This is a genomic window from Paenibacillus kyungheensis (assembly GCF_028606985.1).
In the GTDB taxonomy this organism is placed as follows: domain Bacteria; phylum Bacillota; class Bacilli; order Paenibacillales; family Paenibacillaceae; genus Saccharibacillus; species Saccharibacillus kyungheensis.
Map to the genome: position 1 here is coordinate 1,407,648 of NZ_CP117416.1, position 20,515 is coordinate 1,428,162.

Here is a 20,515-nt window from a genome sequence, read left to right on the forward strand (position 1 = left end):
CTTTACGTGAAGCTCATTTCACGCTTAAAGAAGTTTTTTTGTGGGTAAAAGCAGAACAAGACCTAAATACCTTACCTTTTTAACTAAGCCAAAGGTCACGATTCATATGTCGAAAGATACAAGAAAATGATATAATAAATGATACTAGATGGCAACGCTCAAGGAGAGAATATAAACATGAACGGACGAGTAGATCGATTAACATTTTTAGGAACAGGCGATGCAATGGGCGTGCCAAGAGTATATTGTGAGTGTGAAGTATGTGAAGAAGCACGTAGTGGTGGAACGAACCGAAGGTTACGATCTTCTGTACTGGTAGAAGGTATTGAAGGAGACTTTTTATTAGATTGTGGACCTGATTGGCGAACACAGATGGAAATGATCAATCGTCGCGCAGATATTACAGACGTTATTGTGACTCATGCACACTTTGATCATATTGGAGGTTTGCCAGAATGGGCGGACGCTTGTCGCTGGCAACAGTTAAAAGGTCGCTTATTTGCTCCACAAGAAGTATTGGATGCGATCGGTAAGCAATTTCCGTGGATTAGTAGTTATATTGAATTGATAGCGAATGATCAAGGAATGGAATTGAATGGTTGGAGTATTACTCCATGGAAAGTACATCATGGACATAACGGATACTCTTATGCGTATCGGTTTGAAAAAAATGAGTTTGCCTGGGTATATTGCTCGGATGCTATTGGACTTGATGAAGAACAGAAAAAACCGATGCATATGTTAGATTTATTGATTTTAGGAACAAGCTTTGTTCGTGAAGAAGCAGAATATCATACTCGTTCTGTCTATGATATGTATGAAGCGGCTGAACTTATAGATGAAGTGGTTCCTTCTGAAACGATCTATACCCATATGTCTCATCAAGTAGATTTGCGTGAAGATTTGAATTTGGCTGCCAGTGTTAGTATCGCTCGCACAGGTATGACTGTAGATTTAGGCAATTATTCTTCGCTATTATCTGAATAACACTAAGAATAAAGGTATTCACCATATAGAGAAATACGATAAACCGGTAGATTGTGTACCGGTTTATTTGCATTTTTATGATCATTATTTAGAATAAAACAGAAATTTACTACTATTTAATGTAGGATTGTGTAGTTTTACATAGGTGTAGCTTAAGATTATATAAAATGTAAGTATAACTAACAAGAGAAACATAACATATACTATTTATGGAATTTTAAGGAGGAATATGATGATTACCTTCCATGAAGTTAACAAGTTCTATGGAGATTTTCAAGTGCTGACTGGAATTAATCTTCATGTCAAGCAAGGAGAAGTGGTTGTTGTACTCGGGCCTTCTGGTTCTGGTAAAAGCACCATGCTCCGATGTATCAATCGTCTTGAAGATACCAGTAGTGGACAGTTAACGGTCAACAATGTAAGAGTAGATGATCGCAAAACAGATCTCAATAAACTTCGCCGCAAAATTGGGATGGTGTTCCAACATTTTAATTTGTATCCCCATAAAAAAGTGATCGATAATATTACACTGGCTCCTATCAAAGCATTAGGTGTATCCAAAGCAGAAGCGGCAGAGACAGCTATGTATTATTTAGAAAAAGTAGGTATAGCAGAAAAAGCGAATGCGTACCCTTCCCAATTATCCGGGGGACAGCAGCAACGTGTCGCAATTGCTAGAGGTCTTGCTGTCAAACCTGAAATTATGTTATTTGATGAACCAACTTCTGCATTAGACCCTGAGATGGTCGGTGAAGTACTTGATGTTATGAAAGCACTCGCTAGAGAAGGAATGACTATGGTTGTCGTTACTCATGAAATGGGATTTGCTCGCGAAGTCGCAGACCGCGTGATCTTTATGGATCAAGGCAAAATTGTAGAAGAAGCTACACCTGAAGAATTCTTCTCCAATCCAAAAGAAGAGCGTGCACAGTTGTTCTTGAGTCGCTTATTAAATCACTAATATCTAATCTCTATAGTTCACTAATAACACATAGAAAAGGGGATTTACTTATGAAAAATCAAAAAAGATACAATGTTAAAAAATTAGCGATGTTGTTAGCGTGTATGGTAGCTATTGTTACAGTACTCGGAGCATGTAGCGTAAGCAAACCGACTTCTTCGTCCACAGCAAGTTCAAATGCTCTTCTGGATCAAATTAAAGAACGCGATAAATTAATCGTAGGTGTAAAATACGATACCAAATTATTCGGTCTGAAAAACCCGTCTACAGGTGATGTAGAAGGATTCGATATTGATATGGCTCATGCGCTAGCAAAAAGTATTTTAGGAGATGCGAGCAAAGTAGAGTTCAAAGAAGTAACATCCAAAACACGTATCCCTATGCTTAACAATGGCGATATTGATATGGTTATCGCAACGATGACGATTACAGATGAGCGTAAAAAAGAAGTAGACTTCTCGGATGTGTATTTCCAAGCAGGACAATCTCTATTAGTGAAAAAAGGTAGCCCGATCAAAGGAATTGAAGATGTAACCGCAGATACGACTGTACTTGCTTCTAAAGGTGCGACTTCGATTAAAAATATTGAAGACAAAGTACCAGGTGTAACCGTATTGGAATTTGATAATTATCAAGATGCATTCAACGCACTCAAAGCAGGTAAAGGTGATGCTTTAACAACAGATGATGCGATTCTATACGGTATGGCTGCGCAAGATCCTGGCTATGAAGTGGTAGGTAAGCCATTTACAGATGAGCCTTACGGTATCGCTGTGAAAAAAGGCGAAACCAAATTGGTTGAAGCGATCAATAAAGCTCTAACCGATATGAAAGCTGATAAATCTTACAATGAAATTTATAAAAAATGGATTGGTAAAGAGCCAACAACCTAAATCATGATCTCTTGAAGCGATCATTCGTAACACATACAGAAGGTGGGCAACAGGCAATCGTTGCCTACCTTTTTGTTTGATGATGTATACACAGGCTAAGGAGGTACAGAATATATGTTGGACTTTTCGATTCTTGTCGATTATTTGCCTTTATATTTGGAAGGGTTTCTGAATACGATCAAAGCGAGTGTACTGGCATTGATTGGTAGCTTTGTATTAGGAACGATTATTGCTATTTTCCGAATTAGTGGTGTGAAGCCATTACAGTGGTTCGGTACCGCTTATGTTGAATTTATACGAAATATTCCTATTTTGATCGTGGTGTTGTTTTTCTCTTGGGGATTACCTTCAATCGGTGTCAAATTAGATGGATTTGCCGCAGGTACATTAGGCTTAACCGTCTATACGTCGGCATTTATAGCAGAAGCGATTCGGGCAGGTATTCAATCAGTACCTAAAGGACAATCTGAAGCAGCTCGTTCAGCGGGAATGACTTATATTCAGACGATGATTCATGTCATTTTGCCACAAGCGATCAAATTGGTTATTCCACCGCTTAGTAATCAATTTATTAATCTGATTAAAAACTCTTCTGTACTTACGATCGTAGCTGGTCTGGATCTGATGTATTTTTCAGACAAAATCAGTAGCGAAACATATGTTATCTTCAGTACTTATATTTTTGCAGCGATGTTCTATCTTGTGCTGACTTTACCAATGAGTTATGGAGCATCTGTATTAGAACGCAAATGGGCGAAAAATTCATAACGATTGAGATAGAAACTCTCATAACACAGAAATAAAAAGTAAGAGTCAGAGGAACCAAAGGAGGGCAATCTATGGATTTCATAGGAGCATATTCACCGGATAACTTGCGCTTTCTTATGGAAGGGCTGAAAATAACACTTTTTGTAGCCTTTATCGCTATTATACTTAGCTTTGTAATCGGCTGTATTGTCGGTACGATTCGGTACGCTAAAGTACCTATTTTATCCCCGATCTTAATGGTTATAGTAGAAGTCTTGCGTAATTTGCCATTATTGCTTATTATTTTGTTTGTACAGTTTGGCTTGCCAGAGATTGGTATCAAAATGACGATCACCTTTGGAGCGATTGTAGCATTAACTGCTTTTGAAGCTTCGATGATTTCGGAGATTGTACGTGCCGGTCTAACTTCGGTTCCCAAAGGACAAGTAGAAGCTGCACGTTCTTCAGGGCTTACGCAAATGCAAACGTTATGGCATATTGTGTTACCACAAGGACTACGCAAAATGGTTCCACCATTAGTGAGTCAGTTTATTTCGCTACTCAAAGATACGTCGTTAGCTGTTATTATTTCGCTTGCAGAATTAGTACACAATGCACAGATTATTATGGGACAAAATTCAAATTACCCGATTCCCATCTTATTATTAATCGCTGTTATTTATTTTGTGATTAATTATGCGCTATCGTTAATTTCCAAACGGTTAGAAACCAAAACAGCTTAACATGGATCATTATGTGTGCCTTTATATCACCGGTTTCCGCAGGGAAGCCGGTTTTTGGTATGTGAAATCAAGATTTGTAAGTAATTTGTAAAAGTATACAGCCTGAAAGGGAAAATGTATGATACCATATAAACAATTTCAAAATACTTTTTATAAGCTAATGACAAAGGTAAAGTACTCGTTAGTGAATCAGCAAGTCGCAGCAGAAACCAGTTCCAGAGGAGCGGAAGGACGGATGGCGACTTTTTTTAAAAATGAAAAAATCCAGATCCTTACTGTAGCAATCGGTACAGCAGTAGCTGGGGAATTTAAAATCAATCCGGTACAGGGTGATCTGTTCCGTATTGGTCTGGGTGGTAGTGCTTTTCTATTATTAATGTTATTGATGAATCGTCTGCCTTATTTGAAAACAGGGGTATTTACTGCTTTGACGGTAGTTGTGTTTCGGATGGTGTTAGATTTTATTTCGGCACCTCATTTATTTTCAATCGAAGAAAGTGGACGTGTGCATACTTCAGCAGGGTTGTACTATATGACTTTTGCGATTGGAATGTTTGTTATTCAAAGTCGACTTCCTCAGATGAATCTACTGTTATTAAGTGGAGTGACTGCACTTATCGACTTTGGCTCCAATACGGTCGAAATGATCTGTCGCTGGGGACTCACAGGTAGTGATATTATGATTCCAGCTACATGGGGCTATATTTTTCTAGTCGCTGTTATTCGTGGATTTTTTACGACTGGATTATATAGCAGTATCGCTGTCAGTCAGATTCGTGCACTTCATAGTGAACAGAAAAAGCGGATGGAACAGATGTTAGCTGTCAATGCAGGCTTATATGGTGAAGTGTTTTATTTGCGCAAATCGATGGATACGATAGAACATCTAACCAGTAGCAGTTACCGATTGTATACCGATATGAAGCGAGAAGGTCTGACAGAATACAGCCAACGACAACTGAGTATTACCCAAGAAATACATGAAGTCAAAAAAGACTCACAACGTATTGCCGCAGGCTTACTCAAATTATTTGATCAACAATCAAAAACGGTATTATCACTGTTCGAAATTCTCGATTATACAATACGCGGCAATCGTAAATATGCCACCATGTTAGACAAAAAAGTAACATTTACTGCTCGCTTAGAAGTGAATTATAGTACTTCTGAATATATTCCTTTGCTCACGATATTGAACAATTTGACATCTAATGCTGTCGAAGCTTTGGGTGAAAAGGGTTCGATTGAGGTCAGTGTATGTGAACAAGGACAAGATACGGTACTAACTGTGTATGATTCGGGTAAAGGAATAGAGCAACAAGCACGTGAATTGATTTTTGAACCTGGATTTACGACTAAATTTGCTCAAGGTGGAAGTGCGGCTACAGGCATAGGGCTTTCCCATGTACATGATATTGTATCTTCGCTAGGAGGACGTATTCAATTACAAGAAGCAGATACTTCACTATGGAAAACAGTCTTTGAAGTGAAATTACCAACGTTATTGTTGAAAAAGGGGGAATAAGATGGCTTTATCTTTTTGTATTGTAGATGATGATCCAGCAACTCGTGCGATGCTTGAAAATATCATCAAAGAAAGTCAGCTTGGCGAAGTGATTGGTACAGCACGCGGTGGGGAAGAAGGAACACGTATTATTTTAGAGACGCATCCTGATGTCGTGCTAATCGATTGGTTGATGCCGGATCAAGATGGATTAGAAACGATTACCCAATTGAAGCGTCAAGGCTATCATGGCAAATACGTTATGATCTCGCAGATTGAAAATCAAGAAATGGTAGGCGAAGCTTATCAATCCGGGATTGAATTTTTTATTCGTAAGCCGATCAACCGGATAGAAGTAGAATCAGTACTGTCTCGGGTGAGTGAGCATACAGAAATCAAGCATTATTTGAATGAGCTCAAATCATCTTTATCCAAACTGGATACCCTTAGTCAGATATCACCTCATACGTCTTCTTCTACATCTGTGAAGCCACGAACAGTCGATGATATGGTACGTCCTATTTATATGAATCTAGGGATCGTAGGCGAATCAGGGTGTGGTGATTTGACAGCGATTATGGAAATCCTTTTGGAACAACAAGGTAAGCCAGGTTCATTTCCACCTCTTCGACAATTGTATGAAGCCGCAGCGAGTCGTTACAAGCATACTCCACGCGAAGTCGATAAAGAAGCCAAAGCGATTGAGCAACGCATCAGACGGACAGTGACAACAGCGCTGAATCATTTAGCTTCGATAGGGTTAACCGATTATGGTAATCCCAAGTTTGAACATTATGCGCCACTGTATTTCGACTTTGAAGATATTCGTGCCAAAATGAAAGAAATCGATGAAGAGCGAGACGATGGCAAAAGCAAAGTCAGTATCAAAAAGTTTTTGCAAGTGTTATATCTAGAAGCACTCGACCAGATGAAAAATAGATAATAGAGTCAGAACGCATAAAAAAGCACCTTCCGAAGAGTATAGGATTATCTAGCACATAATGATGCAGATGATCCTATACTCCTTGGCAAGGTGCTTGTTTGTTACATACGATTTTCAGATGAAAGCTATATTAAGCGTTCAAAATAAATTTCTCAATTACTTCTTTTACGCCATCTTCATTATTGCTAGCAGAAATGTAATCAGCAATATCTTTTAGAGGTTGAATCGCATTACCCATCGCTACGCCCAGACCCGCTACTTCTAACATTTCATGATCATTCCAAGAATCACCTACAGCGATTGCATTTTTTAGATCACAATTGAAATAATCTGCAAGGAACGTGAGTGCAGCCCCTTTAGTTCCTTCTTTGTGCATAATTTCAAGGAATTGAGGTTTGGACTTGGTGATATGAACACTGTCGCCTAGCAATTCACGCAAAATAGGTTGTAATTCATCTAAAAATGCAGGATCATCAATAATTAGCATTTTAGGTGTAGGTTGCTCAATCAATTTGTTGAAGTCAGGTTCGATATGGTACTGTGTACCGTTCAATGTTGCATAATCAATCAAATGTTGATTTACTTCACGCGCATATAATTTATCATCGATATAGGTTTGCAAATGCAAATTGTGTTCGATGCAATATTCAAATAATTTACGAGCGGCTTCGATCGGTACATAACGCTCATACAATACTTTTTCATCCATCAAGTTTTTAACCAATGCCCCTTGATACGTAATAATCGGTACATTAAGTCCTGTTTGACGAGCGATCGCTTGAGCAGAAGCATAAGCACGACCTGTAGCGAGTGTCACCACTACATCTTTGGCTACAGCTTGTTCAAGAGCAGTCTGTGTAGCAGGTGTTACTTCTTTATTATCATTGATCAGTGTATCGTCGATATCGATTGCGATTAATTTATACATGTAGGTAACTCTCCTTTTATCTATCTCATTCTAGTCTTGCAAAAATACCAATCCAACAAATTCGTCTAATTCAATATTACCAAAATAGTGCTTAATATCTGTATCAGCAAGTGCTGTCTGTACTGCACTTTCTTCATAACGCTGACCACGCAATTTATTTTCAATATCTGCTACATCGCCTATACCGAAAAAGTCACCATAGATTTTGATCTCATGAATATGACCGTCTTTGATATCCATACGTAGATCGATAATCCCTACAGGGAATTTGCGAGTATGCTTGATATTGGATTCAGGTGATTGACCATAGTTCCAATCCCAGTTCCGGTAACGTTCGGCAGAGATTTCGTGGATTTTTTTCCAATCGTCTTCTGTCAGCACATATTGAGGCACTTCGGAAGGTTCGACACCGAAAATATGGCGCAAAATATCGTCGCGGAATTGCTCCATCGTTAACGGTTTTTCCAAAAACTCAGTGATATTTGCTACACGACTACGAACTGATTTGGTACTTTTGGATTTGAACTTCTCTGGATTTACTTTAAGAGCAGATTGTACATTATCCAGTTCAGAATCAAACATCAATGTACCATGACTGAACATCCGTCCACGTGTAGAAAATTGTGCATTTCCTGAAATTTTGCGTTCACCGACTTGAAGATCATTACGTCCAGACAATTCAGCATTAACGCCAAATTGATGCAATGCTTCAACCACCGGTTGAGTAAACTTACGGAAGTTATGGAACGATTGACCGTCATCTTTGGTCAAAAAGCTAAAACTTAAATTCCCTAGATCATGGTACACTGCTCCACCACCAGAAAGACGACGCACGACATGAATATGATTTTCTTTTACATATTCAGCGTTAATCTCTTCGATCGTGTTCTGATGCTTACCGATAATGATTGAGGGTTCATTAATATAAAAAAGCAGGTAGCTATCATCCATTGGCAAATGTTTAAGTACGAATTCTTCGATTGCCAGATTGATGGTTGGATCGTGAATTCCCTGATTATCAATAAAAAGCATGATTCTTCCTCCGTTTGTACTCATCATTAACAGATTTTTATCAAAAAGTATGGTAAATTGTCTGCTTTCTTATTGTAAACCAAACAATAGGAAAATATAAGGGGGAGGGGGATTGAAAAGGGGGTGGGTGGGGAGCTGAGAAGGCTGCGGGGATCAGTTCTTCTTGTCGTCGCTGTTGTAAAGGAATCCCTTTGAATAACCGCTTAGCGGTCGGGATTTCTTTACAAAGGCGAGCGCTTCGCTCTTTCAGAAGAATTGATCCCCTCCGCTGGGTATCGGCTAGGGAGAAAATGCTCAAACCCGGGGGGAGAAGGGCAGAAAAGATAAGGTGGTACAGGGAGTAGGGGATGAAAATAGGTGGGGGGAGTGAAGTGGGGAGGTGTAATAGAAAAGAACGTGAACAAGAAAGATGAAAAAGGAAATAGTATAGGGAATGGATATAGATATAGATATAGATATAGATGGTGGGATATTAAGAAAGGGTAATAGGGATTTGGTTGAGGGGGAAGTGGAATGAATGTGGATTTGAAAAAAAAGGCCAGTATAGCTTGATGGCTATACTGGTCTGGATGGGATTTGTGGATATAAGTTTTTTTGGTATATGGTTGGCAAATGGATTAGATTTTGAATTTGCTCACGATATTTTGTAGAGATAGAGCTTCGTTGTTGAGTTCGCGCATGATTTCCACATAGGCTAACATTTCGCCGGATTGACGTTCGGCGTTTTTGGCGATGGCTTTGACGTTGGATAGGGATTTGTGAGTGATTTCGGCAGTTTCGTCGACTGAAGCGCTCACTTCTTCTGAACCAGCAGAGATTTCTTGGGTAGCAGCTGATGCAGATTGAACAGTTTGGTTAGCAATTTGCATCATTTCGACAAAGCGATTGAAAGCTTCGCCTGCTTGTTGAACTAACTCTGTTCCTGATCTAACTTCGTTATTGACGATATCCATTGATTGTGTCGATTTTTGAGATTCTTCGCGAATCGATTCTAACGCTTCTTCGATTTCATAAGTAGAGTGACGGGATTGCTCAGCAAGCTTACCTACTTCTTGAGCAACAACAGCGAATCCGCGTCCATGTTCGCCTGCACGAGCGGCTTCAATCGAAGCATTTAGGGAAAGCATACGGATTTGTTTGGTGATATCGCTCATTGCTACTAGAATTTGACTGATTGATTCAGAACGGTCGATTAATGTCTGTACAGATAATTTGGTATCCTGTACTGCTTGCTCAACAGAACCCATTTGTGTAACAGCTTGTTGTGCCATTTGGTTACCGGTAATTGCGCTATCTGAAGCATCACCAATCTGTTCTGAAATTTCAGCGGTAGATGAAGCAATATGCTGAATACCTGTAGTGATTTCTTCCATCGCACGTGCATTTTCAGAAGTGGTATTAGCGATCATTTCACTACCTGATTCGATACTGGTTACAGATTGAACTGATTGATCCACCATATGTTGCATTTTGTTTAAGCGTGTAGTTAATGCTTCTGTACCTACAGCTACTTTGTCTGAACTATCCAATACTTGATGAACCATTGTTCGCAAGTTCTCGGTCATCAGGCGGAATCCACGAGCCAATTGAGCAATCTCATCATTTCCTGTCATTTTGATCTCTTGTTGTAGATTACCTTCTGCGACTAGACGAGTATGACGAACCAGACGGGCAAGAGGAAGAGTGATTTTACGACTGAATTTGTAAGCGACCCATAGACATACGGCAAGAGCCACAATTGCTACAATTACAGTTGTCCAAATTAAGTTAGAAATAATTCCATTTACAAAACTAGCATCCATACTAGCTGCGACAATTACTGAACTACCCGGTACGCGATAATAATAAGTTACTGTAGAACCAGCATCGGTCTGATATAAATCTGTCAAAAGCTTGCCTTGTGACATTGCAGTATTGATATTGTCACTTAATTGAACTTCTTGCTTGTCTTTAAAATTTTTGGAGCTATTCGCTACAGCTTCTACAACGGCTTTATTTTCTTCAATCCGAAGTAGATATAGATTATCCAATTGATAGGCTTGAAGTTGAGTTTCTAAGTATGTTTCGATCTTCATGATCTCGCCACTGTTGCCTTGTGCTGCTTGCATAGCTTGTGTATTATCCATTCCTTTGATAATACCATCCATAGCGATATTCAACACCTGACGGAATTGAGGAACTACATTTTGATTGATTATTCTTTGAGTCATAAAGAAAAAGAAAAGACTGAGTACAATACAGACTGCTACAATAAGTAAAGCGAACGTCACCATAATTTTACGGCTAATAAATTGATTGATTCTGAACATGCAAACTTACCCCTTCCCATACTTAAAAACAGTTACTCTTTCTTTCATCAAAAAGTAGCTAAACAACCTTTTCCAACTGACCCCTAGTGACGTGACAAAATGTGACATAGATAATTGCGCAAATATTCCAAGTGAAACAAACTAAATATACAATTCTATGTATATTTTAAGTAAAAAGAACTATATTTATTCGACCCCTCTCAATATCCATCCTATTTAAACAGGTTTATCTGTAAATATGACATGAATAATTGCGTATATAAGCTTAAAGTACTGAGTAAAAAGATACAAATAATTATCTATATTATATCAATCGACCACTGTTTGAATAGGTATTTTTTCATTTATTTAGCTATAAAACTAATTTTTTTCTATAAAAAGCGCAAAAATTGTAGAAAAAGCATGATGAATATATCTTATAAATAACCCTACCTGTTTACTAGACATTATGCTAAAATGAAATGCGACTCGCTATTCAGTCACTACATATATATCAAAAGGGGTGTCAAAATGAATGTTTTGCTAGTTATTGTGAATATAGCTGTTCTGATCTTACTGATCGTTCTTCTCGGTTGGATGCAGAAAAAGCATATTTCATTTACAAAAAGAGTATTTGCCGGGTTAATCCTTGGTATTGCATACGGAGTAGTCTTGCAATGGATCTATACGCCGGATTCAGAAGTGATCTCTGACTCTATGGAATGGTTCGATCTTGTAGGTAGTGGCTATGTAGGATTATTACAAATGGTCGTTATTCCACTTATTATGGTATCGATCATTATGGCAATTCTTAATCTGAGTGGTAAGCAAAATCTAGGTAAAATCAGTGGTTCGATTATCGGGGTATTGCTATTCACTACCGCAATTGCTTCAGCGATAGGAATTACAGTAGCACTTGGATTCAATCTAACTGCTCTTGATATTCCTGCTGGTGAAGCGGAACAACAACGTGGCGTGATACTGCAAGAACGTTTAGGTGATGTCGAAGATATGTCGTTGCCTGCACAGTTGTTAGAATTTATTCCGACTAATCCTTTTGCAGATATGACAGGCTCTCGTCGTTCTTCTACGTTAGCAGTTGTTATTTTCTCAGCATTTGTTGGGGTAGCAGCGTTGGGTCTTATACGCAAAAATCCAAAACAAGGTGAGATGTTCCAGAGTATGATGGGAGCGATCTATGGTGTAGTTATGCGCATGGTAACGATTATTCTTCGTCTAACGCCTTACGGTATTTTAGCGCTTATTGCTAAAATGGTTGCAACGACAAGTGGTCAAGAAATACTGAAATTGATTAACTTTGTAGTGGCTTCTTATGTAGCTTTGATCGCAATGTTTGTTGTTCATCTAATTATTTTAGCAATCTCAGGTCTGAATCCAGTTCAATATGTTAAAAAGATTATTCCTACACTTACATTTGCTTTTACTTCCCGTTCAAGTGCGGCTACGATTCCAATGAATGTAGAAACACAAACGAAGAAGTTAGGTGTATCTGAAGGGATTGCTAACTTATCTGCTAGCTTTGGAGCGACTATCGGGCAAAATGGATGCGCAGGTATTTATCCATCTATGTTAGCGATTATGATCGCACCAATGGCAGGCATCAATCCATTAGATTGGCAGTTTATTTTGACATTGATCGCAGTGGTTACAATCAGTTCATTAGGTGTAGCTGGTGTAGGCGGTGGAGCTACATTTGCAGCATTGATCGTATTGTCTACGATGAATCTACCAGTTGCTCTAGCAGGTCTATTGATCTCTGTAGAACCATTAATCGATATGGGGCGTACAGCGTTGAATGTTAGCGGATCAATGACATCTGGCGTAATTAGTAGTAAATTGCTAAAAGAACAGAATAAAGAGGTATACAATCAACCTGATCGTGATCTGGATACAGCAGAAGCTTCTTAATTCGTAAATAATCATTTATTTTAGCGTATATGCAATAATAGATAAACATTCAAAAAGTCTATTCCTTATCGTTATAGATAAAGAGTAGACTTTTTGGGTTTTAATAAAGTAGTAGGATTGATATGATGCCTGTTATTTTCAGGTCAAAAGAAGATCAATATCTATAATGACATATCTTTTATGGAAAAATTAGTTATAATAGTTGGCAGCTTGCTTGCTCGTATGATAAAGTAAAACAGGTTTTCAGTGATTGATCCGCGGTTCGTAACCATCCCGCGTTATCAAAACTAGGGGGAAAAGTATGTTCAATATATGGTGGGGCATTTTATTTGTTATCGTCAATTATGGATTGTTTACGTTATGTTATCGGTTATTTGGAATTAAAGGAATGTATGCTTGGATTGGAGTTGCTACAGTACTCGCCAATATTCAAGTAATTAAAACGATTGAATTATTTGGGATTGTGACGACACTGGGTAATACGATGTATGTGAGTATGTATTTAGCAAGCGATCTGTTGAATGAAAAATTTGGACCTAAAGTAGCACGGAAAGCGATTTGGTTTGGATTTTTCACTTTGATTATGACTACAATTGTTATGAAAATGGCTTTAGGATTTGCACCTTCTGGTGTTGATGATTCTGAAGAAGTACAATTTGCTTTAGCAAGAATTTTTGACCAAATTCCTACATTGATGGTAGCAAGCCTTTCTGCATATGTAATTAGTCAATTCCTAGATGTACGTCTATATACATGGTTGCGCCAATTGTTTCCTGCGCCACATCAATTATGGATACGTAATAACGGAAGTACAATGATCAGTTCATTTGTCGATACACTGGTATTTTGTAGTATTGCTTTCTTGGGTGTATACGAATGGCAAGTATGGATTGAAATATTTTTAACAACGTATATTCTTAAATTCGTACTTACCGCAGCAGGTACACCGTTCTTGTACATTGCACGAGGTATGAAAGTAGCAGAAGAAGACAAACCGCTAATGATTAGCTACCAGATCGCTAAAGAAAAAGCAGCAGAAGAAGAAACACAAGAAGTAGCCAAGCCATAATATAAAAAAGACACGCAGTCCAGAAAAGATTAACTGATCTGGAGCGTGTCTTTTTTGTATGAAATAAACTAACAGCATATAACGTACCACTATAAAATATATCAAAAACCAACAATAATAATCAGAAATAGTATATGTGAAGGTGCAAATTAACCTAAAACTGTTAACTCTTTAGGGAATGAACTTAGCACTTCTACACCATCCGCAGTCACAATAACATCATCTTCGATTCGTACGCCACCATGACCTGGAATATAGATACCTGGTTCAACAGTGAACAATACACATTCTTGCAATAGGTTTTCATTTTGACCATGTACAGAAGGATATTCATGAGTATCCATACCTAATCCATGACCAAGACGATGGACAAATCGAGAACCGTATCCAGCTTCTGTAATCACATCACGAGCAGCTTTGTCGATAGAGGCAAAAGTTACTCCTGGCTTAGTCGCTTGAATAGCGGCTTCATTAGCAGCTAGCACTGTATGATAGACTTTATTCAGTTCAGCATCGATTTCTCCAATAGCAAATGTACGCGTAATATCTGAAGCATATCCATCTGCAAATAGACCGAGGTCGAACATTAATAATTCATTTGCAGCAATTTTACGAGTACCCGGTACGCCATGAGGAAGAGCAGTATTCGGACCGGATAGAACCATCGTATCAAAAGCAGGCTTTTCAGCACCTACTTTTTTCATCTGATATTCAAGTTCAGCGACTAATTCTATCTCTGTTACTCCAATACGTACACTGGATAGACCACGACGTAATACTTCTTCGATCAATTGGATAGAATGTTTCATCCGCTTCACTTCGTCCGGTGATTTGCGTGATCTCATTGAATTAAGCATACTGCCGATATCTTGATACGAAGTTGCCCCGAGTACTTCTGACAGTTGTTCATATCTCGCAACAGATAAATTTTCTTTTTCAATACCCAGATTGCCAATACTACCTTTGACAAATTGTTTCAACCGTACATAAGGATTGTCTGTATCCGTATGTGTCTCTATACGTGGGACGCTAGAAGCGCTCCGAGCTTTGTCTTCATCAAGTGCAGGTAATAGTAAAAAGGCTTCGTCTCCATCTGGAATAAAAAGCCCTAAAAAGCGTTCATGTGGATCACTGGCGAATCCAGTAAGATAGTATACATGTTTGGGATCGGTAATCAGTAAGCTGTCCAATCCATTTGTTTGCATATGTCCACGAATTTTGGCGATTCTGTCGTCCATGTGTATAGTCCCCTTATCGTTTATAGAATACGTTGTCACATTATATCTATTTTAACGTGGAATAGCTGTTAGGACAAATACGTATAAGATCCAGTACTTCTATCATCTCATTTATCCTAACAATCTAGTACATAGTATAAAACGATCTGATACGTAGTGTAGATTAAAAAAACCTTCTCTTATAGAAGAGAAGGCTTGTTAGAAAGCAGGATTACTTCTGGATCATTGCTCATATCAAGGATTATCTATGTGATCTTTAAGATAAAGGATATACCTATTAATGATATTGTGATAATTCTGCTTCGATTTCTTTCATTTGCTCTAAATGACGCTGTTCGTGAAGTCCAATAAATTCAGTCCATTCTTGTAAAGTAAGTGGGCCGAATATAGGGTGATCCATCGTACGATTTTCCAGCATCACTGGATCTATACTTTCGATCAATTCAACAAACAGTTCGCGTGAACGTATCAGTCTTGTCTGCAATTCAATCAGTGTACAGTGCTTATCAGCAGGTACTAGAGCAGCAGGTGCAGGCGTATGACGATTGCGATCCAAAGTAAGATGAAATGGAGTTGACGGCATAGAAGAAGGAGCTGGGTTGTGTTCCGCTACTTTCATTCGTAATCTTGCTGTAATTGCCGTTTCCATCAGATACAAATGTTCTAACACCTGTGCTATCGTCCACTTATTAGGCTGACTATGTTCATTCATTACATTTTCATCAATAGCATTTGCAAAATTCCAAATATCTTCACGTACTTTAATCGTATTGGGATGAATCATATTCATGACCTCCTTGGCTGTTAGCCTATAAGTCTATTTAAACATACTTCACCCTTTACAATCCAATCTGACCAAATCATAGGTTTACGTTAACACATAGGAATTGTATGATAAAAGACGAACGTCTGTTACCAGTAAATCATAGAATAATGCGCCGACTACATAAAAAAAGGTTAATACTACTTAAGCGAGCCATTGAGCGAAAGGGGAAAGATATGTTATGAGTATGAATGAACACGATCATAATGAGCAAAATGAACAAGCTGATGAGGATTTTGGATTTTTTAATATATACTCTGCACAATTGCTATATCGTACACCACCCACTATAGATCGAGATATACTGTATGCCAAAGTACAGGAATATACAGGGCCTCTTCATACCATTGTAGACGATGAAGGAACCGAACAAGAATCACTGGCTGTATGGGAAGCTAACCCTACTGATGATGTAGAGACAGAAGTAGACCCGAAAGATTATTACCATTTTTTCCATCTTAATCATATCATCAATTATGAAGATGGAGACTTGCCTGTACAAACGGTGCTTATGCCTTCAGAAACGCCAATTCAAGTGGAATCATATGCGACTGCTCTACAGCAATCATGGCACTGGCAAGAAGCTTCGGCAGTGGTTGAGCAATGCCAATATGAATTGATGTTGACCGATATGATGGCACGCGGGCTACCTCATCAACAGCGTCTACAACTTTTTAATCAAGTGTTGCGTGCTATACTTGAAGTTGCTCCATGTGATGCAATTTACTGGCGTAGCAGTGATAAAATGATTCAACCGGAAGCTTTTTTAGCTGCTCTACAAGAAGAACAAGATCTGTATGGCGCGCTAAATATTCGATTGTACAATATTCAATCCGAGCAACAACGTCAAGAGATGGTTATGGATAGTTGTGGGTTAGCTGCGCTCGGTGTGCCGGATGTGCAGTGTCACTTTTACGATATGAATCCGAATGAAGTGGCTGGTTTCTTGATGGATATTGCGCACTATCTATATGAGCAAGGCGATATTATTACCGATGGAGAAACGATTGGACAAGATGAAGAACAGCGCTGGACGTGTGAGCATCAATTTTCATTGATTGCCCCTCGTAGAGTAGTGATCGATCTTAATCCGGGTAATCTTTATTATGCAGGAGTACAGGAATCTAGTCGTTCCCAAAGTCAGGAGTAGATCAAGGTTATGGAATATTACCGTTTGAGCTATGAAGAGAATGATGAGAATTATTATTTTGAAATTAATGAAGAACAGACGGTATTGCGTGAAGTGATCGAAGATGAAGAACGGTGGATCGTATCCAGTCAACGTGATGAAGAGCTACATTTTTGTCTATATGATCAACAGTTTGATCAAGATATGAATCAAGCGATTCGGGAAGATATTTCAGCTGAAGAATTTGAAAAAGTATGGCAAGAAGCAATGAAGCCTTATATGAAAGATTGGGAAAAGACGCAACAAACATTTAAAGTAGGTGATCATGTTAAAGGCATCGTTGAAGTTATTTATCCGCAAGGCATTATTTTGAGTCTACCGAATGATGCGCTAGGGGTGATTAATGTAGGCGACTGTGTAAAAGGGATTCCTGCCGAAAGCTTATATCCGGGGCATTTGTTAAAAGCAGTCGTTGCTGGATTTGATCATGTGAATCTATGGATTCGGTTAGAACAAGGTACGATTGTCTAGTGATAAAATTCAAGGAGGTTGCGCATGGATAAGCAATCGATCGAAGCTTTGAAAATAAAATTACAGCAAGGATCATTACTGCCTGCTTCTTTGCTCAAAGAACTAGACAGTGCATCGTATCTAGCGTATCGAGATCGTGCTGATTTTGATACCGAGTGGATCGGTGCTTATCAGAAATTAGAGCGAGATCGTCTTACCGAAGCAGAGCAAGCACAGATTACTGAATGGAGCCGCTTAGCTTTTACACAGGTGATGCAAGGTGGCGGAGATTCGGATCTAGCGGCGTATATAAGCGATGATATCGATATGATTTGTACTGCTTCCATATTAGAAGTGGAAGATCAGTTTATTGATCGCTTGATTGAAGATTATAGCGCAGAACGGTTGCCCGTATAATCATAAATAGAATATCCTGTTAATAGCATTACAGCCGAGATAAAATATAAAAAATACGCCGGGATCTATTTGATCACGCGGCGTATCATTTGATTCAGAACTTCGGATAACACTAGACCAAGAGCAATAGCGCCGGATATCATAGCGGCTTGAGCAGCTAATTCCATAGCTACAGCATAATTGTTTTCAACAAATTTGCGCATAGCGTTGTAAGCAAGTCCTCCAGGAACAAGTGGAATAATACCGGCTACACTAAAGATAATCACCGGTGTTTTGTACATACGAGCAAAAATCTGACTGACTCCACCAACAATAACAGTTGCGATCAGAGAAGCGGAGACAGGAGTCAATGTTTCATACAGCAATATATACACCATCCAGCCTAACATTCCTGAGATGCCACATTGTAGTAAAGAAGCTCGCGGAGCATTGAAAATAATACCAAACCCTGCCGAAGCAATAAAGCTGGTAATTAATTGCGCCAGCATAATGCATATAACCTTCTCTCATTCTAAATTCAATAGATAAATGTTAACACAATCGCTACTCCTGATCCGGTCGCAAAAGCGGTTAAAAGCGCATCGGCTCCTTTGGAAATACCGGATACCAAATGACCTGCCATCAGATCACGAATCGCATTGGTGATAAGTAACCCGGGAACAAGTGGCATAATAGAACCGATAATAATTTTATCCAGTTGATCGCCCCAGCCCAAATTAATAAATATAGCCGCTAATAATCCGATCAGAAATGCCGCAGACAATTCAGCGAAAAACTTTACTTGTACCCAGCGGTGTAAATAAAGTGAAGCCGCATAACCTACCCCACCTGCTACAATAGCAGGCAAAAAGTCGCTCCAACTTCCTTGAAACATAATGCTAAAACATCCACTAGCAATCGCTGCTGCAATAATTCGCAAACGAACACTGTATTCACTTGGTGCAGCTTCAATCACTTTTAATAACTCATACGCTTCATTGACATTCAATTCCCCGCTACTGATACGGCGTGACACCAGATTCACTTGAGCAATTTTGTGTAAATCGGTTGTCCGTTCTGCAATACGTATCAATTTAGCAGGATCTGTTCCATTGGTAGAAAACATAATCACTGTAGGGGTTACATAACTGTGGGACCCGGGAATACCGAGCGTCTCTGCAATACGAATCATCGTATCCTCTACCCGATAAGTCTCTGCACCACTTTGCAACATAATTTTACCGGCCAGCAGACAAGTATCCATAATTTCAAAAATCGCCCGACTGATCGTTGATGGTTGATCCAAAGCTATTCTCCGTTCTAAGCGCTTGGCACTATAAGCGCGAATTCTTCTATTCAAATCAAAAGCGATTTTTGCAAAGCAAAATATCTTACATCCAGCGCTTGGAACTATAAGCGCGGTAAAGCAATATTTTCTAAATGAACTCTTGTTACAGCATCGTATCATATTATGCTTGATTCTACGCCATCATTCAATGGTAAATGTGAGGTTTATGCGAGTAATGCAGATATTGCACTCAATATCCAAAAATTTTAAGTGAAAATTCAAAACTTTTTGATCATAACATGTACCGTATTCTTTAAATAGGAGTATAATGGGAAATAATCTACATCTGATTGGAGGAAAAGAAGATGGGCGAGGTTCTTAAAGAAAGTAAGGTGCTCGAAGAAGTTTTTAAAGACGGATTTGCCTTAGAACAAGTTAAATTATGGAGAGGCCAGAGACGTAATCTTGCTTTTTATACCAAGTCTATCGGGGAACTGCGTGTGATAACCGGCAAAATTGTAGCCGATGATCCATACAGCTTGATCGAATCTACACCTTTTGTACAGACTTTCCCCACAGGTTCTTTTCCAATAGAATTATCTATTGCTCGTATTACCGATCCAACCGATCGGCATAAAGATCATGTAGATGAACGGATTGCTTTTGCACGCATTACGTTTAGTCAAGCTCCTGTGGCTAGATGGGTAGGTGCAGAGCGTGAAGTTCAGCCAGATGCTAGCTTATATCAAATGGATGAACATGAACGTTGGGGGTATGCAGTGGATTCTGGCACAGGTAGTTTTCTAGATGCCGAAGCATATGCATGGCTTTCTTTTCAACAAGAACAAGAAAATCCTGAAGTGGCTCAAGAATTAATGGAAGCATGGGAATTAGCAGCAGAAGAGTCCTATCTTCATACACGAAGCTGGCTGGTGCAAGAACTGGATAACGGGCATAATATTGCACTGTTTTCTAGCGGTTTTGGTAACGGTATTTACCATAGTTATATCGGTTATGATAGCGATGGTCAATGTGTACAATTGTTAACTGATTTTAATGTATATCCTGATTAATTGATAACGTTCAGCCGGGTGAAGTGATTCATCC

General features: G+C 38.9%; 20 protein-coding genes. 13 read left to right on the forward strand and 7 right to left on the reverse strand.

What is annotated here, in order from left to right:
* Nucleotides 1–177: 177 nt before the first annotated feature.
* From PQ456_RS06105 to PQ456_RS06135, 7 genes are all read left to right on the forward strand, one after another.
* Nucleotides 178–987 carry an MBL fold metallo-hydrolase gene (locus PQ456_RS06105; protein WP_273615333.1) on the forward strand — a complete coding sequence of 270 codons (810 nt, stop codon included), beginning with the start codon at nucleotides 178–180 and terminating at the stop codon, nucleotides 985–987.
* Nucleotides 988–1,219: 232 nt separating this feature from the next.
* Nucleotides 1,220–1,948, forward strand: coding sequence for an amino acid ABC transporter ATP-binding protein (locus PQ456_RS06110; protein ID WP_204825180.1), 729 nt, complete (start codon nucleotides 1,220–1,222; stop codon nucleotides 1,946–1,948).
* A 50-nt stretch (nucleotides 1,949–1,998) separates the two neighbouring features.
* Entirely contained in the window at nucleotides 1,999–2,841 is an 843-nt protein-coding gene (locus PQ456_RS06115) for a glutamate ABC transporter substrate-binding protein (protein ID WP_273615334.1), read from the forward strand.
* A 114-nt stretch (nucleotides 2,842–2,955) separates the two neighbouring features.
* Entirely contained in the window at nucleotides 2,956–3,609 is a 654-nt protein-coding gene (locus PQ456_RS06120) for an amino acid ABC transporter permease (RefSeq protein WP_273615335.1), read from the forward strand.
* 71 nt (nucleotides 3,610–3,680) lie between these two features.
* Nucleotides 3,681–4,331, forward strand: a complete 651-nt coding sequence (locus tag PQ456_RS06125) for an amino acid ABC transporter permease (protein ID WP_069327184.1) — start codon at nucleotides 3,681–3,683, stop codon at nucleotides 4,329–4,331.
* A gap of 184 nt (nucleotides 4,332–4,515) precedes the next feature.
* On the forward strand, nucleotides 4,516–5,856 hold the full coding sequence (locus PQ456_RS06130) for a sensor histidine kinase (RefSeq protein WP_273615336.1): 1,341 nt from the start codon (nucleotides 4,516–4,518) through the stop codon (nucleotides 5,854–5,856).
* A 1-nt stretch (nucleotide 5,857) separates the two neighbouring features.
* Nucleotides 5,858–6,778, forward strand: a complete 921-nt coding sequence (locus PQ456_RS06135) for a response regulator (protein WP_273615337.1) — start codon at nucleotides 5,858–5,860, stop codon at nucleotides 6,776–6,778.
* A gap of 130 nt (nucleotides 6,779–6,908) precedes the next feature.
* Here PQ456_RS06135 and PQ456_RS06140 read toward each other — a convergent pair whose 3' ends face one another.
* The 3 genes from PQ456_RS06140 to PQ456_RS06150 form a co-directional block, all read right to left on the reverse strand.
* A complete protein-coding gene (locus PQ456_RS06140) occupies nucleotides 6,909–7,706 on the reverse strand; it encodes a Cof-type HAD-IIB family hydrolase (protein WP_273615338.1) in 798 nt (265 codons plus the stop codon).
* A gap of 30 nt (nucleotides 7,707–7,736) precedes the next feature.
* Entirely contained in the window at nucleotides 7,737–8,738 is a 1,002-nt protein-coding gene (locus PQ456_RS06145) for a lipoate--protein ligase (protein ID WP_273615339.1), read from the reverse strand.
* 617 nt (nucleotides 8,739–9,355) lie between these two features.
* A complete protein-coding gene (locus PQ456_RS06150; protein WP_273615340.1) occupies nucleotides 9,356–11,047 on the reverse strand; it encodes a methyl-accepting chemotaxis protein in 1,692 nt (563 codons plus the stop codon).
* 510 nt (nucleotides 11,048–11,557) lie between these two features.
* On the opposite strand from PQ456_RS06150, the gene PQ456_RS06155 reads away from it, so the two are divergent.
* Nucleotides 11,558–12,955, forward strand: a complete 1,398-nt coding sequence (locus PQ456_RS06155; RefSeq protein ID WP_273615341.1) for an L-cystine transporter — start codon at nucleotides 11,558–11,560, stop codon at nucleotides 12,953–12,955.
* Between the two features lie 301 nt (nucleotides 12,956–13,256).
* Nucleotides 13,257–14,024: a queuosine precursor transporter gene (locus tag PQ456_RS06160; protein WP_273615342.1), complete on the forward strand. Its 768-nt coding sequence runs from the start codon at nucleotides 13,257–13,259 to the stop codon at nucleotides 14,022–14,024.
* A gap of 149 nt (nucleotides 14,025–14,173) precedes the next feature.
* On the opposite strand, the gene PQ456_RS06165 is transcribed toward PQ456_RS06160, so the two are convergent.
* On the reverse strand, nucleotides 14,174–15,262 hold the full coding sequence (locus PQ456_RS06165) for a M24 family metallopeptidase (RefSeq protein WP_273615343.1): 1,089 nt from the start codon (nucleotides 15,260–15,262) through the stop codon (nucleotides 14,174–14,176).
* Nucleotides 15,263–15,539: 277 nt separating this feature from the next.
* Nucleotides 15,540–16,046 (reverse strand): DinB family protein, encoded by a 507-nt coding sequence (locus PQ456_RS06170; RefSeq protein ID WP_273615344.1) that lies wholly within the window; start codon nucleotides 16,044–16,046, stop codon nucleotides 15,540–15,542.
* A 220-nt stretch (nucleotides 16,047–16,266) separates the two neighbouring features.
* On the opposite strand from PQ456_RS06170, the gene PQ456_RS06175 reads away from it, so the two are divergent.
* The 3 genes from PQ456_RS06175 to PQ456_RS06185 are packed head-to-tail and all read left to right on the forward strand — an operon-like array spanning nucleotide 16,267 to nucleotide 18,141.
* Nucleotides 16,267–17,235, forward strand: coding sequence for a DUF4261 domain-containing protein (locus tag PQ456_RS06175; protein ID WP_273615345.1), 969 nt, complete (start codon nucleotides 16,267–16,269; stop codon nucleotides 17,233–17,235).
* Nucleotides 17,236–17,244: 9 nt separating this feature from the next.
* Complete coding sequence (locus tag PQ456_RS06180; protein WP_273615346.1) at nucleotides 17,245–17,745, forward strand: hypothetical protein; 501 nt, start codon at nucleotides 17,245–17,247, stop codon at nucleotides 17,743–17,745.
* A 24-nt stretch (nucleotides 17,746–17,769) separates the two neighbouring features.
* Nucleotides 17,770–18,141, forward strand: coding sequence for a hypothetical protein (locus PQ456_RS06185; protein WP_273615347.1), 372 nt, complete (start codon nucleotides 17,770–17,772; stop codon nucleotides 18,139–18,141).
* Nucleotides 18,142–18,206: 65 nt separating this feature from the next.
* On the opposite strand, the gene PQ456_RS06190 is transcribed toward PQ456_RS06185, so the two are convergent.
* A complete protein-coding gene (locus PQ456_RS06190) occupies nucleotides 18,207–18,629 on the reverse strand; it encodes a threonine/serine exporter family protein (RefSeq protein ID WP_273615348.1) in 423 nt (140 codons plus the stop codon).
* A 29-nt stretch (nucleotides 18,630–18,658) separates the two neighbouring features.
* A complete protein-coding gene (locus PQ456_RS06195; RefSeq protein WP_273616257.1) occupies nucleotides 18,659–19,384 on the reverse strand; it encodes a threonine/serine exporter family protein in 726 nt (241 codons plus the stop codon).
* Nucleotides 19,385–19,773: 389 nt separating this feature from the next.
* On the opposite strand from PQ456_RS06195, the gene PQ456_RS06200 reads away from it, so the two are divergent.
* Nucleotides 19,774–20,481, forward strand: coding sequence for a DUF4241 domain-containing protein (locus PQ456_RS06200; protein ID WP_273615349.1), 708 nt, complete (start codon nucleotides 19,774–19,776; stop codon nucleotides 20,479–20,481).
* Nucleotides 20,482–20,515 lie beyond the last annotated feature (34 nt).

What these genes read in the sequence shown, in the direction of transcription:
- PQ456_RS06155 (WP_273615341.1), top strand. Translation starts at nt 11,558, where the DNA reads ATGAATGTTTTGCTAGTTATTGTGAATATAGCTGTTCTGATCTTACTG.
- PQ456_RS06180 (WP_273615346.1), top strand. Translation starts at nt 17,245, where the DNA reads ATGGAATATTACCGTTTGAGCTATGAAGAGAATGATGAGAATTATTAT.
- PQ456_RS06165 (WP_273615343.1), bottom strand. Translation starts at nt 15,262, where the DNA reads ATGGACGACAGAATCGCCAAAATTCGTGGACATATGCAAACAAATGGA.
- PQ456_RS06170 (WP_273615344.1), bottom strand. Translation starts at nt 16,046, where the DNA reads ATGATTCATCCCAATACGATTAAAGTACGTGAAGATATTTGGAATTTT.
- PQ456_RS06175 (WP_273615345.1), top strand. Translation starts at nt 16,267, where the DNA reads ATGAGTATGAATGAACACGATCATAATGAGCAAAATGAACAAGCTGAT.
- PQ456_RS06125 (WP_069327184.1), top strand. Translation starts at nt 3,681, where the DNA reads ATGGATTTCATAGGAGCATATTCACCGGATAACTTGCGCTTTCTTATG.
- PQ456_RS06185 (WP_273615347.1), top strand. Translation starts at nt 17,770, where the DNA reads ATGGATAAGCAATCGATCGAAGCTTTGAAAATAAAATTACAGCAAGGA.
- PQ456_RS06135 (WP_273615337.1), top strand. Translation starts at nt 5,858, where the DNA reads ATGGCTTTATCTTTTTGTATTGTAGATGATGATCCAGCAACTCGTGCG.
- PQ456_RS06160 (WP_273615342.1), top strand. Translation starts at nt 13,257, where the DNA reads ATGTTCAATATATGGTGGGGCATTTTATTTGTTATCGTCAATTATGGA.
- PQ456_RS06190 (WP_273615348.1), bottom strand. Translation starts at nt 18,629, where the DNA reads ATGCTGGCGCAATTAATTACCAGCTTTATTGCTTCGGCAGGGTTTGGT.
- PQ456_RS06110 (WP_204825180.1), top strand. Translation starts at nt 1,220, where the DNA reads ATGATTACCTTCCATGAAGTTAACAAGTTCTATGGAGATTTTCAAGTG.
- PQ456_RS06150 (WP_273615340.1), bottom strand. Translation starts at nt 11,047, where the DNA reads ATGTTCAGAATCAATCAATTTATTAGCCGTAAAATTATGGTGACGTTC.
- PQ456_RS06200 (WP_273615349.1), top strand. Translation starts at nt 19,774, where the DNA reads ATGGGCGAGGTTCTTAAAGAAAGTAAGGTGCTCGAAGAAGTTTTTAAA.
- PQ456_RS06105 (WP_273615333.1), top strand. Translation starts at nt 178, where the DNA reads ATGAACGGACGAGTAGATCGATTAACATTTTTAGGAACAGGCGATGCA.
- PQ456_RS06120 (WP_273615335.1), top strand. Translation starts at nt 2,956, where the DNA reads ATGTTGGACTTTTCGATTCTTGTCGATTATTTGCCTTTATATTTGGAA.
- PQ456_RS06195 (WP_273616257.1), bottom strand. Translation starts at nt 19,384, where the DNA reads ATGGATACTTGTCTGCTGGCCGGTAAAATTATGTTGCAAAGTGGTGCA.
- PQ456_RS06145 (WP_273615339.1), bottom strand. Translation starts at nt 8,738, where the DNA reads ATGCTTTTTATTGATAATCAGGGAATTCACGATCCAACCATCAATCTG.
- PQ456_RS06140 (WP_273615338.1), bottom strand. Translation starts at nt 7,706, where the DNA reads ATGTATAAATTAATCGCAATCGATATCGACGATACACTGATCAATGAT.
- PQ456_RS06115 (WP_273615334.1), top strand. Translation starts at nt 1,999, where the DNA reads ATGAAAAATCAAAAAAGATACAATGTTAAAAAATTAGCGATGTTGTTA.